Annotated in this window: 10 protein-coding genes; 3 read left to right on the forward strand and 7 right to left on the reverse strand. The window is 62.4% G+C overall.

The features are described from left to right. Nucleotides 1-157: 157 nt before the first annotated feature. Together BM317_RS02180 and BM317_RS02185 are read right to left on the reverse strand one after the other, a co-directional pair. The gene (locus tag BM317_RS02180) at nucleotides 158-1,339 is read right to left on the reverse strand and encodes a CaiB/BaiF CoA transferase family protein (protein ID WP_092472941.1); all 1,182 of its coding nucleotides are present in this window, start codon (nucleotides 1,337-1,339) and stop codon (nucleotides 158-160) included. A 194-nt stretch (nucleotides 1,340-1,533) separates the two neighbouring features. Continuing rightward, nucleotides 1,534-2,886: a dicarboxylate/amino acid:cation symporter gene (locus BM317_RS02185; protein ID WP_060741049.1), complete on the reverse strand. Its 1,353-nt coding sequence runs from the start codon at nucleotides 2,884-2,886 to the stop codon at nucleotides 1,534-1,536. Nucleotides 2,887-3,218: 332 nt separating this feature from the next. Here BM317_RS02185 and BM317_RS02190 point away from each other — a divergent pair, with 332 nt between their 5' ends. After that, on the forward strand, nucleotides 3,219-4,217 hold the full coding sequence (locus BM317_RS02190) for an AraC family transcriptional regulator (protein ID WP_092169958.1): 999 nt from the start codon (nucleotides 3,219-3,221) through the stop codon (nucleotides 4,215-4,217). 89 nt (nucleotides 4,218-4,306) lie between these two features. Here the strand turns inward: BM317_RS02190 and BM317_RS02195 are convergent, their stop codons facing one another. The 3 genes from BM317_RS02195 to BM317_RS02205 form a co-directional block, all read right to left on the reverse strand. Then, nucleotides 4,307-5,653 (reverse strand): ATP-binding protein, encoded by a 1,347-nt coding sequence (locus tag BM317_RS02195; protein ID WP_092169953.1) that lies wholly within the window; start codon nucleotides 5,651-5,653, stop codon nucleotides 4,307-4,309. Continuing rightward, nucleotides 5,650-6,327 carry a response regulator gene (locus BM317_RS02200; protein ID WP_014339772.1) on the reverse strand — a complete coding sequence of 226 codons (678 nt, stop codon included), beginning with the start codon at nucleotides 6,325-6,327 and terminating at the stop codon, nucleotides 5,650-5,652. The genes BM317_RS02195 and BM317_RS02200 overlap by 4 nt, the downstream gene beginning before the upstream one ends. A 105-nt stretch (nucleotides 6,328-6,432) precedes the next feature. Further along, nucleotides 6,433-7,032 (reverse strand): hypothetical protein, encoded by a 600-nt coding sequence (locus BM317_RS02205; RefSeq protein WP_092169949.1) that lies wholly within the window; start codon nucleotides 7,030-7,032, stop codon nucleotides 6,433-6,435. Nucleotides 7,033-7,176: 144 nt separating this feature from the next. Here BM317_RS02205 and BM317_RS02210 point away from each other — a divergent pair, with 144 nt between their 5' ends. Together BM317_RS02210 and BM317_RS02215 are read left to right on the forward strand one after the other, a co-directional pair. Beyond that, entirely contained in the window at nucleotides 7,177-7,968 is a 792-nt protein-coding gene (locus BM317_RS02210) for a dienelactone hydrolase family protein (protein ID WP_092169945.1), read from the forward strand. 265 nt (nucleotides 7,969-8,233) lie between these two features. Further along, nucleotides 8,234-8,959 carry a 4'-phosphopantetheinyl transferase family protein gene (locus tag BM317_RS02215; protein WP_092169941.1) on the forward strand — a complete coding sequence of 242 codons (726 nt, stop codon included), beginning with the start codon at nucleotides 8,234-8,236 and terminating at the stop codon, nucleotides 8,957-8,959. A 115-nt stretch (nucleotides 8,960-9,074) separates the two neighbouring features. Here the strand turns inward: BM317_RS02215 and BM317_RS02220 are convergent, their stop codons facing one another. Continuing rightward, nucleotides 9,075-10,685, reverse strand: a complete 1,611-nt coding sequence (locus tag BM317_RS02220) for an ATP-binding protein (RefSeq protein ID WP_092169937.1) — start codon at nucleotides 10,683-10,685, stop codon at nucleotides 9,075-9,077. Beyond that, nucleotides 10,682-11,404 carry a response regulator gene (locus BM317_RS02225; protein WP_092169934.1) on the reverse strand — a complete coding sequence of 241 codons (723 nt, stop codon included), beginning with the start codon at nucleotides 11,402-11,404 and terminating at the stop codon, nucleotides 10,682-10,684. Before BM317_RS02225 ends, BM317_RS02220 begins: the two co-directional genes overlap by 4 nt. Nucleotides 11,405-11,782 lie beyond the last annotated feature (378 nt).

Consider the following 11,782-nt stretch of genomic DNA (forward strand, 5'->3'; position numbering starts at 1 on the left):
TTGCCCGAGTGGTATTCGCCCTGCTGAAGAACCAGAGCGAATACTTACCGAAAGGCATTTAGGGGGTAGCCCTGCACCATAGAATCTCCCACAGGATCCGTGAACGCCAAAGATCCAGTGTGGAAGCGAGCTTGCTCGCGATGGCGGCCTTGTCGCCCTACAAAATCACCCCGCTCCTGCGCAATTCGGCAATCCGCTGCGCACTGAACCCCAACGCCTCCAACACCTGATCCGTATGCGCCCCCAGGCCCACGCCAATATGGCGAGGTTCGGGCAGCCCCTCTGAGAACCGCAACGGACAGGCCATCTGCGCCTGGCTCGAACCATCCCCTCGGGGCACCTGTTTCACCAGCTCCCGAGCCTGTAACTGCGGATGCCGGACAGCTTCCTCCAGGCTCAGCACTGGCTCGACGCAGGCATCGATCCCGGCAAACAGTTGGCAAAGCTCGGCAAAATCATGCTTTTCAAACTCGGTTTGCAGCGCCTGCTTCAGGACGTGTTGTTGTTCAGGCTTGGGCGACAGTCCCTGGGTTGCCAGTTCCGGGCGCCCCAAAGCCTCGCACAGCGCCTGCATGAAGGCCGGTTCCAGGCTGCCTACCGACATCCAGCGACCATCGCGGGTACGGTAATAGTCGTAGAAGCTGCCGCCGTTGAGCATCTGGTTCTCCCAACCCGGCTCAACACCGCAAGCCAGGTAACCGGCACCGGCCATGGCGTTGAGGCTGAATGCGCAGTCAGTCATGCTCACGTCCAGGTGCTGGCCCTGACCGGTCTGCTGGCGGGCGATGACCGCCGCCAACAGTCCGATCACCCCGTGCAATGAACCACCGGCGATATCCGCCGCCTGAAGGCCCAGCGGCAACGGCCCGCTGTCGGCACGGCCGGTGTGGCTGGCCAGCCCTGCCAGGGCCAGGTAATTGATGTCGTGACCGGCGCGGTCCTTATAAGGGCCGGTCTGGCCGTAGCCGGTGATCGACACGTAGATCAGCCGCGGATTGATGGCTTTCAAGGCTTCGTATCCCAGGCCCAGCCGCTCCATCACGCCGGGGCGGAACTGTTCCAGCAGGATGTCGTAGTCCCCCAGCAACTGCGTGACCACCTCCAACGCTTCCGGCTGCTTGAGGTCCAGGGCCAGGCTGCGCTTGTTGCGGTTGAGGTAGGCGTGGCTGGCCGATATGCCCTGGTCATGGGGCGGCAGTACCCGCAGCAAGTCCTGACGGGTCGGCGACTCGATGCGCAACACCTCGGCCCCCATGTCCGCCAGCAACAGCGAGGCGAACGGGCCAGGCAGCAGTGTCGAGAAGTCCAGAACCTTGAGCGATGCCAGTGGGCCTTGCATGGGTGGTCTCCAGTGACTGATGACTGGAAGACTAGGCAGGGGTTGGCGATGGGGCAATTACTGGATTTGTCACTTTGAATGACGATTGTGCTCACGGCCGACAGGGATCCCTTGCCACAAAAACAAATTCCTACCTGAATAATTCAGCTCAATAAAAAACCCGCCGAGGCGGGTTTTTTATTGCAACCTGAAGATTACTTCACAGTGCCTGGAGCAGAGGTCTCAGCCGCTGCAATCTGCGCCGCCGCGATCTGCTCGTCATCTTCGCGAACGTCGGAGATACCGCGACCACCGGAAGCCAGCTCGGTCTGCAGTTGGTCTTCGTCCAGCTCCTTGACCCACTTGGCAACCACGATGGTGGCGACGGCGTTGCCCACCAGGTTGGTCAGGGCGCGGGCTTCGGACATGAAGCGGTCGATGCCCAGGATCAGCGCCAGGCCGGCCACCGGCAGATGACCTACGGCCGACAGGGTCGCCGCCAGTACGATGAAGCCGCTGCCGGTCACGCCAGCCGCACCTTTGGACGACAGCAACAGCACCAGCAGCAGGGTGATCTGGTGAGTCAGGTCCATCGGGGTATCGGTGGCCTGGGCGATGAACACCGCCGCCATGGTCAGGTAGATCGAAGTACCGTCGAGGTTGAACGAGTAGCCCGTCGGGATCACCAGGCCTACGACAGATTTCTTGGCACCCAGGCGCTCCATCTTGATCAGCATGCGTGGCAGGGCCGATTCCGAGGAGGAAGTACCCAGCACGATCAACAGTTCTTCACGGATGTAGCGGATCAGCTTGATGACGCTGAAGCCGTGGGCGCGGCAGATGGCGCCCAGCACCACCAGCACGAACACCACGCAGGTGATGTAGAAGCAGATCATCAACTGGCCCAGTTGCACCAGCGAACCGACACCGTAGGCACCGATGGTGAAGGCCATGGCACCGAACGCGCCCAGTGGAGCCAGCTTCATGATCATGTTGATGATGATGAACATGACGTGGGCGAAGCGATCGATGAAGTCCAGCACCGGCTTGCCGTAGGCACCCAGGCGATGCAGGGCGAAGCCGAAGAGCACCGAGAACATCAGCACTTGCAGGATGTCGCCGTTGGCGAAGGCGCCGACGATGGTGTTCGGGATCACGTTGAGGATGAAGGCAATGATGCTCTGGTCTTTACCAGCCGAGATGAAACCGGCGATCTTGCTGGTGTCCAGGGTCGATACGTCGATGTGCATGCCGGCGCCCGGTTGCACGACATTGACCACGACCAGGCCGATCAGCAAGGCGATGGTGGAGACGATTTCGAAGTACAGCAGCGCGTAGCCGCCGGTCTTGCCCACCGATTTCATGTTCTGCATGCCGCCGATACCACTGACGACGGTACAGAAGATGATGGGGGCGATGACCATTTTGATCAGTTTGATGAACCCGTCGCCGAATGGCTTGAGGGCAACACCGGTCTGCGGGTAGAAGTGGCCGAGCAAAATACCGATGGCAATGGCTACGATCACCTGGAAATACAGGGATTTGTACAGTGGCTGACGAGTCGTCATGGCAAACCTTCCTCAAGAGTCCCGCATGACGACTTCCACCTGTCGTCCACGGCACCTCAATTGCGAACCCTCCTGCACTGGAGGGATTTGTTTTTTTCGGCTGCACGGGGCAGACCTACCCAACGCATCGCAAAGCGCGTGCCATTTTTGCGAAATGCCCTACACCCGGTATAGCAGACGGGCTTGCGGTTTCCACACGCGACTAAACGCAGTGTGCAAGTGGCGGATTTCCGCCTACAGACCATCCCGCGCTCCGGGATTTGGCGGATATCCGCCTTGTCCAGCCTCAAGCCCCTGCTACCATTCGCCCGCTTAACGAACGGATTTCTGCCATGCGCCAACGCACGATCGCCAGCCACTTCGCCCGCGCTGCCCTGGGCGGCGCACGTCGGCAAGGTTTCGACTATTTTCCCTTGCTGCAACAATTGAGCATCAGCCCTGAACTGCTGGATGAACCGCGCGCGCGCATCGCGCCGGAGCAGTTCGCCCGCCTGTTGCAAGCGTTGTGGCTGGCAATGGAGGACGAATACCTGGGATTCGGCCGGGCGCCGAGCAAGCCCGGGACGTTCGCCATGATGTGTCATGCGTTGATCCACTGTCGGACCCTGGGCAAGGCCCTTCAGCGCGGCTTGCTGTTCTACAGTCTGTTCCCCGACGCCCCGCGACTGACGCTGGAAACCGAAGGCGAGCGGGTGCGGCTGGTGCTGGACGACTCGACGTTGTGGGACCCCGATCACTTCCTGACTGAAAGCCTGCTGGTGGTCTGGCATCGCCTCGCCAGTTGGCTGATCGGCCAGCGGATAGGCCTGGAACAGGTGACTTTCGGCTATGCCAAGCCCGCCCACGGGGCCGAATACGACTTGTTGTTCCCCTACCCGCTGGTGTTCGACGCGCCCGGCAGCAGCCTGTTGTTCCACAGTCGCTACCTGGACATGCCACTGTTGCAGGACGAACGCACCCTCAAGCATTTCCTCGAACACTCCCCTGCCGACCTGCTGTCGCGCCCGGACGATGGCCACAGCCTGAGCAGCCAACTGCGCCGCCTGCTCAGTCGCGACACGGCACACTGGCCCGACCTGGACACCGTCGCCGCCCACTTGCACATCAGCCCGCAGACCTTGCGCCGGCATCTGCGGGAGGAAGGCACCAGCTTCCAGGAGCTCAAGGATCAGTTGCGGCGGGATATCGCCATCTATCACTTGGGGCGTGCGGATTTGTCGTTGCAGCAGATTGCCGAGCAGTTGGGTTTCTCCGAACCGTCGGCGTTTCACCGGGCGTTCAAGAAGTGGACGGGGCTGACGCCGGGGGCCTACAGGGAGTTGGAGAACTGATTTCCTGATTGGTTTTTTGTGGTGTGCTGACGGGCCTCATCGCGAGCTTGCTCGCGATGAGGCCCGCAAACACACCGAAAACATCCCAGTCAAACCACCGGAAAATGAATCCGGAACGCCGCCCCGCCCAGCTCCGAATCCCCCAGGGTCAAGCGGGCGCCGTAGCTTTCGATGATGTCCTTGACCACCGCCAGGCCAATGCCCTGCCCCGGATGCTGACGGTCCAGCCGTTCGCCCCGTTGGAGGATCCGCGCACGTTGATCCGGCGGCACACCCGGCCCATCGTCCTCGACGCTCAACTCCGTACCGCCAAGGGTCTGGTGCACGCTGACGCGCACCTCGCCCAGGCACAGTCGATAGGCGTTCTCCAGGAGGTTGCCGAGCATCTCCAGCAAGGCGCCCTGCTCGATCGGCACCTGGCAGTGCTCCGGCAGATCGAAACGCACATTGACCCGCTTGTCGCGATAGACCTTGTCCAAGGTGTCGCACAGGCTTTGCAGCACCGGGTGCAAGCGCACCTGATGGCGCACCAACCCGCTTTTGCGCAGGCTGGCGCGCTGCAACTGGTAGCCGATTTGCTGGCTCATACGCTCGATCTGGGTTTGCAGCACCCAGGCCTGGCCACGGTCTTCGGGACGCCGGGCCATGTCTTCGCTGACGCCCTGCAACACCGCCAGCGGGGTCTTCAGGCTGTGGGCGAGGTCATCGAGGGAATCACGGTAACGGCTGCGCTGCTCCCGCTCGCTGTGGAGCAAGCGATTGAGGGAACCGGTCAGGCGCAACAGTTCCCGGGGATGCTCGGTACTGAGGCTTTCCCGGGCACCGCTTTCGATTTCGTCCAGCTCCTGGCTCAGGCGCCGCAGCGCCCGCAGGCCCCAGGTCAGGCCGATCCACAACAGCGCCAGCAACACCGCCAGGGCCGCGCCAAAGCCCAGGTAGAGATTGTCCCGCAGCCCCTGCAAGGTCACTTCGTAGTCGCGCACCGGTTGCAGGGTAACGATACTGAACGCCGCGTTCTGGCCGCCAAGCAGCTTGATCTCGACGTCATAGACGAAAAATTCCTGGCCGTCGTTCTCGCGAATGCGGGCGAACTGGTTGCCCTGGCCGTCATAGCGCGGCGTGTAATTGATGTTTTCTTCCTGGGTGGCCTTCGACCGCCAGACCAACCGCCCCTCACGATCATAGATGTAGCCCAGCAGGCGGGCATCGGCGAGGTTGAAGCGCTCATCGGGCAACTGCGCCGGCATCTTCAAGCGGTTGTTTTCCACCCGTGCGGCGGAAATCAGCGTGGTCACGTCCGAGGCCAGGCGTTGCTCGATGGACTCCTGCAACGCCAGGCTGAACGCGCCTTGCATGGCCGGCAACAAGGCCAGCATGAACAGCACCGCCAGGGTCATCGCGGCCAGCATCAGCCGCAGCCGAAGCGAACGAATCACTGGCAGCGCTCGTTGAACAGATAACCCAGGCCGCGCACGGTGTCGATGGGCTTGAAGCCGGCGGGGGCTTCCAGTTTGCGGCGCAGGCGTCCGACCAGCACTTCGATGACATTGGGATCGCGCTCGTCATCATCGGGGTAGAGCTGCTCCATCAAGCGGTCCTTGGCCACCACCTGCTGGTGATGGCGCATGAGGTATTCGAGGATACGGTATTCGTAGGCCGTCAACGCCAGCGGCTCCTCGTCGAGGGACGCCTGCTTGCGGTTGAGGTCCAGCAACAACGGCCCGGCGACGATGGTCGACTGGGTGAAGCCGCTGGAGCGACGCAACAAGGCGTTCAACCGGGCCTCCAGTTCTTCGAACTGAAACGGCTTGACCACGTAGTCGTCCGCGCCGGCGGCCAGGCCTTCGACCTTGTCCTGCCAGTTGCCGCGGGCGGTCAGGATCAGGATCGGAAACGTCTTGTCCTGTGAGCGCAGCCGGCGGATCAGCTCCAGCCCGCTGATACCCGGCAGGCCGAGGTCGATCACCGCCAGGTCGTGGTTGAATTCCCGGACCTGGTACAAGGCCTCTTCGGCATTGGCCACGGCCTGCACCACATGACCGCTGTCAGTGAGACGGGTTTGCAGGTGATGACGCAACAGCGCTTCGTCTTCGACGACCAGTAATTTCATGGAGCCTCTCCCCAGGCAAATCAAACAATCGCGCGCGGCGCACCTCAACGAAAGGCGCCGGATCGTCTTCGACCGATCCGGCTGGATACACCCACCCTGGCCCGCTTAGAACGTGTAGTTGGCGGACAGGTAGGTCTGGGCGCTGCTGGTCAGGTCCAGCGAACCGACCTTGTCACCACCGTGCGGGCTCATCTCGGTACTGGCGTTGCTGCGCAGGTAACGGTAACCCAGTTCAACCGAGGTGTTCTGCGAAATTTGTTGCAGCACGCCGCCCTGCAGGCCTACCGCGTAGCCGATGTCGCTGTCGCGGCTGAAACCGGGCGAATCCTGGGTCAGCTTGGTCAGGCCCGCCGTGCCGCCACCAAACAGTTTGGTCGTGCTGGTGACCGGAAGGAACACATCGTAGCTGCCCAGCAGGTTTTCCTGGCGCAGCTTGATGCCGTTGTGGGTGCCCGAGACGTTGTCGTAGGTGGCGTAGTAGCGGCCCTGGTCATTCTGCTTGCCCAGGCGCAGGCCATACGTGGTGTCCTTGCCGATGATGCCGTCGGCGTTCGGGTGGTTCAGGTTGGCATCCAGGGCGTCGGATTTCTTGACCTTGTCGCTGGTCTGGCCGAGGGTCAGGCTGGCGAAGTTGTCATCGGCGTGGGCCAACGCGCTGGCGCCCAGCACGGTGAAAGCCAGCAACAGTTTTTTCATCTGAGTCATGGTCGAGCTCCTTTGAAGCATGGGTGGTGGGTGAAGTCGCTGTCACGTTAACCAGCGCTCCCTGAACACCCCTTGAACGTTCTCTGAACCTGCGCTGAATGAATCGGCTAATCTGTGCGGACCATTTTCATAAGGAGATCCGTCATGCGCAGGCTGCTTGCTGTTGTACTTCTGGTCATGAGCGGCGTGAGCCACGCCGCCATCCAGACTCAGGAGATCCCCTACACCAGTGCCGATGGCACCAAGCTGATCGGTTACTACGCTTATGACGACGCCGTCAAAGGCCCGCGCCCGGGCGTGGTGGTGGTTCACGAATGGTGGGGGCTGAACGATTACGCCAAGCGTCGTGCCCGGGATCTCGCGGGCCTGGGCTACAGCGCCCTGGCCATCGACATGTACGGCGACGGCAAGAACACCGAGCACCCCAAGGACGCCCTGGCCTTCATGCAGGCGGCGCTCAAGGACGGCAAGGCCGCCAGCGCCCGCTTCCAGGCCGGTCTCGACCTGCTGAAGAAACAGCCCCAGACCGATCCGGACAAACTCGCCGCCATCGGCTACTGCTTCGGCGGCAAGGTGGTGCTCGATGCGGCGCGCCAGGGTGTACCGCTGGCCGGCGTGGTGAGCTTCCACGGTGCGCTGGTGACCAACACCCCGGCCACCCCGGGCAGCGTCAAGGCCAAGATACTGGTCGAGCATGGCGCCTTGGACAGCATGGTCACCCAGGACAACGTCACCGCGTTCAAGAGCGAGATGGACAAGGCCGGTGCCGACTATAAATTCGTCAGCCTCGAAGGCGCCAAACACGGCTTCAGCAACCCTGACGCCGACCGCTTGAGCCACGGCGAACATGGCGGGCCGGACATTGGCTATAACAAGGAAGCCGACGAGAAGTCGTGGGCGGACATGCAGAAGTTCTTCAAGAAAATCTTTGACTGACACATAACCCTGTGGCGAGGGGATTTATCCCCGTTGGGGCGCGAAGCGGCCCTGAATCTGACACTCCATGTATCAGATGCATCGCTGCTGTTGGGGCTGCTTCGCAGCCCAGCGGGGATAAATCCCCTCGCCACAACAGTGTTCGCAACGTTAACCCGCATCAGACCAAGGGGAGCAAGCTCCCTCGCCACCAAAGCCCTCTCCCTTCCATCCATGAAGCGCGCCCCACTACCCAGCCTCCCACCAACCCGGCAAAATGCCGGGCATGAACGCACTCCCCGACCTGCCCGCCTGCTGTACGCCTCTGGATGATCAATGGCTGTTGCCCGAAGCCCTGTCCGATACAGTGCTGTTGAGCACCTGCTTTGATCCACTGCTGCTGACCGGCAATGACTTCCCCAACAGCGCCATCGAACCCCCGGCGAGCATCCAGCGCTCGGTCGCCAAGCGTCAGGCAGAATTCCTGGCCGGGCGGATCTGCGCCCGGGCGGCGTTGCAGCGGCTCGACGGCCTGGCCTGCGTACCGGCCATCGGCGAAGACCGCGCCCCGGTGTGGCCGGCTCATATCAGCGGCTCGATCACCCACAGCACGGGCCGGGCAGCGGCCATCGTCGCGAAAAAAGACCACTGGCAAGGCTTGGGCATGGACGTGGAGAACCTGCTCGACCCCGAGCGCGCCGAGCGCCTGGCCGGTGAAATCCTCACCCCGCCAGAATTGCAGCGCATGACCCGGCTCACACGCAATGACCAGGCCTTGCTGGTGACCCTGACCTTTTCAGTGAAGGAAAGCTTGTTCAAGGCGCTGTACCCCATCGTCAGGCAGCGTTTTTATTTCGAGCATGCCGAGGTGCTGGACTGGACACACGACGGACAGGTGCGGCTGCGCTTGCTGACGGACCTGTCGACCCAATGGCGCCATGGCAGTGAGCTGCAGGCGCAGTTTGGGGTGAAGGATGGGCAATTGTTGAGCCTGGTGGGGATCAGGACCTGAGGTTTCTGGTGTCTGGGAGGGCCTCATCGCGAGCAAGCTCGCTCCCACAGGTTGGACGCATGGCCATGTGGGAGCGAGCTTGCTCGCGATGAGGCCGGCAGAGGCACCGCACCTCTCAAGACCTATCCTGATGCCTTGGCCAACTCAGGCTGAAACAGGCGCCACCCAGGCTCTTGCTCTTGCCGATCAACGCCCGGCCATCGTGCCAATGGATGATCCGCCGCACGATCGACAGCCCCAGCCCATGACCGCCCGAAGCGCGGGCGCGGCTGTCGTCCAGGCGCAGGAAGGGTTTGAAAATCCGCTCCCACGCCGCTTCCGGCACGCCGGGCCCGTCATCTTCCACGTCCACCCGACAGCGCAACTGGCCCACCTGGTAGCTGACCGTGACCTTGGAATGGGCGTGGCGCATGGCATTGCCCACCAGATTCTGCAAGGCCCGATGCAGAAAGCGTGGCTCAGCCTCGACCCAGGCGCCATCGCAATCGGCGGCCGACAGGCATAGACCGCGCTCGACCGTGATCCCGGCCCGCAACGGCCCCAGCTCATCGATCACCTGGTTAACCAGCGCATCCAGATCCACCCGCTGAAAATTCAAGGCCGGTGAACCCTGTTCCAGCCGCGCGTAGGTGAGCATTTCGTCCACCAGCCGATCCAGGTCTTCGATGTCGTGGTCCATGCCCGCCAGGTATTTGTCCCGGGCCTGGGGCGTGGTGGCGCTGCCGAGCATTTCCAGGCCAAACCGCAGGCGCGCCACCGGGGTGCGCAATTCGTGGGACACCGCTCGCACCAGCTCGCGCTGGATCGCCAACAGTTGCTGCAAGTGCTCGGCCATGCCATTGAACGCCGCCGCCAATCGCCCGACCGAATCGGCGCCTCGGGCCGGCACCCGGGTTTCCAGGCTGCCCTGGGCGATCTGGGTGGCGGCCGACTCCAGGCCACGCAAGCGCCGCTCCAACTGACGCACCAACAGGTAGACGATCAACCCGATCAGGCTCAACCCCAGCGCCGCGATCAGCACCAGCCATTGCGGCGGATAAGGGTTCATCTGGTACAGCGGGCCGATCTCCAGGACCCACGGGGTGCCGACCATGCCGGCGAAGACCCGGATCGAATCGCCGCCCTTGCCCAGCGCCATCACCGTATCGCCCTCGGACACGCGACGGCGCTGGTCTTCGTCCATGTCGGCCTGCTCGGCGGTCATGAGTCGCAGGTCGAAACCAAACCCTTTTTCCTGCTCCAGTTGCGCCAGCCGCTTGGGTTGCTCGGCCACGGGGTAACGCACCAGTTCGTCGGCCAACAGGTAAATGGTCGCGCGGGCCAATTGCTCGCTGATCTGCTGGACTTCCCCGACCAACATCAATTGCTCGGTTTCATTGACCAGTCGATAGACTTTTGCCGCATGGGGCCCGGTCTGCTCGACCAACGCCTGGCCGCGCAGTACACGGGTACGCTGACCGAGATCGAGGTCGGTCTGGGAGAAGGTCTGCAACGCCAGAGGAATGCCCAGCAGGCGCTCCCACACCAGCAGTGCCCGGTGGCGCTCGGTGTCGTTCATGGGCCGCAGGTTGTCGGCCATCAACGAAAACGTGCCGTGGGCCAGGCGCTCGCGGTATTGCTCGCTGCGGGTCTGATTGAGCAGGTGCAGGGCCAGCACACCGAGGACCGCCACCAGCACCAGCGCCGCGCACATGCCGCCATAAATACGCAGGAAGATCGAATTCACGGCGCCAAGTCTGCGCAAGCTTCAGGGACGAACAGGTAGCCTTTGCTGCGGATGGTCTTGATCAGCCGGGGATGGTCCGGGTCGTCGCCGATCTTGGGCCGGATGCGCGAAATACGCACGTCGATGGAGCGGTCCTGGCCGTCATAGCCGATGCCGCGCAGGGCGGTGAAGATTTCTTCCCGGGACAGGATGCGCCCGGCATTGGACACCAGCAGCCACAGCAGGTCGAATTCGGCGCTGGTCAGCTCGATACCGTTGCCCTGCAACCAGGCTTCACGCAGGGCGTCGTCGACCACCAGCGGGCCGAATTGCAGGCGCCGCTGCTTCTGCGCCACGCTCGGCTCCGGCTCGCTGCGTCGCAGCAGGGCCTGGATCCGCGCCAATAGCAAGCGCGGGCGAACCGGCTTGCAGACGTAATCATCGGCGCCCAGGTCCAGGCCCTGGATCTGATCGGTGTCGTCGGTGCGGGCGGTGAGCATCAGGATCGGCCCATCATAGTGCTCGCGCACCTTGCGGCAGATACTAAAGCCGTCTTCGCCGGGCAGCATCAGGTCGAGGACCACCAGGTCCGGCTGCTCGGCAATGATCCGCGCCGCCGCCACCGCACCGTCACCTTCGATGGCGACACGCAACCCGTTGCTTTCGAGGTATTCCCGGGTCAGCTCGGCCAGACGCTGGTCATCCTCGACGATCAATACCTGCCAGGCTTCTTGTTCCATGGGGGCCTCGTCTTGCTGTGAATATAAAAGGAAGGATGGCCACAATCCTGTGGCGAGGGGATTTATCCCCGCTGGGCTGCGTAGCAGCCCCCAAAAATGCTCACTGTTGTAGTCAGACAGAATGCAGGGGCCGCTTCGCGACCCAACGGGGATAAATCCCCTCGCCACAAGTAGCCGCTCACCCCGGGCATTCGAATACAGCCCCCTCTTTTTGTCATATCAAAGGAGGATAAACATGCCAGCACACCGGCCGATTGTATAAACGTCGCCCCCCTAGAAAACAAGCGGACAAATGCGTTCGGTCGAAGCAGGTTTTATGTGGTAACGTCCGCGCCCGCAAAAAACCATCGGGCAGTTTTCAGACCGTTGAAACCGATG

It is taken from the genome of Pseudomonas sp. NFACC24-1 (assembly GCF_900115235.1).
Classification (GTDB): Bacteria; Pseudomonadota; Gammaproteobacteria; order Pseudomonadales; family Pseudomonadaceae; genus Aquipseudomonas; species Aquipseudomonas fluorescens_AA.

What these genes read in the sequence shown, in the direction of transcription:
- BM317_RS02180 (WP_092472941.1), bottom strand. Translation starts at nt 1,339, where the DNA reads ATGCAAGGCCCACTGGCATCGCTCAAGGTTCTGGACTTCTCGACACTG.
- BM317_RS02185 (WP_060741049.1), bottom strand. Translation starts at nt 2,886, where the DNA reads ATGACGACTCGTCAGCCACTGTACAAATCCCTGTATTTCCAGGTGATC.
- BM317_RS02190 (WP_092169958.1), top strand. Translation starts at nt 3,219, where the DNA reads ATGCGCCAACGCACGATCGCCAGCCACTTCGCCCGCGCTGCCCTGGGC.
- BM317_RS02200 (WP_014339772.1), bottom strand. Translation starts at nt 6,327, where the DNA reads ATGAAATTACTGGTCGTCGAAGACGAAGCGCTGTTGCGTCATCACCTG.
- BM317_RS02205 (WP_092169949.1), bottom strand. Translation starts at nt 7,032, where the DNA reads ATGACTCAGATGAAAAAACTGTTGCTGGCTTTCACCGTGCTGGGCGCC.
- BM317_RS02210 (WP_092169945.1), top strand. Translation starts at nt 7,177, where the DNA reads ATGCGCAGGCTGCTTGCTGTTGTACTTCTGGTCATGAGCGGCGTGAGC.
- BM317_RS02215 (WP_092169941.1), top strand. Translation starts at nt 8,234, where the DNA reads ATGAACGCACTCCCCGACCTGCCCGCCTGCTGTACGCCTCTGGATGAT.
- BM317_RS02225 (WP_092169934.1), bottom strand. Translation starts at nt 11,404, where the DNA reads ATGGAACAAGAAGCCTGGCAGGTATTGATCGTCGAGGATGACCAGCGT.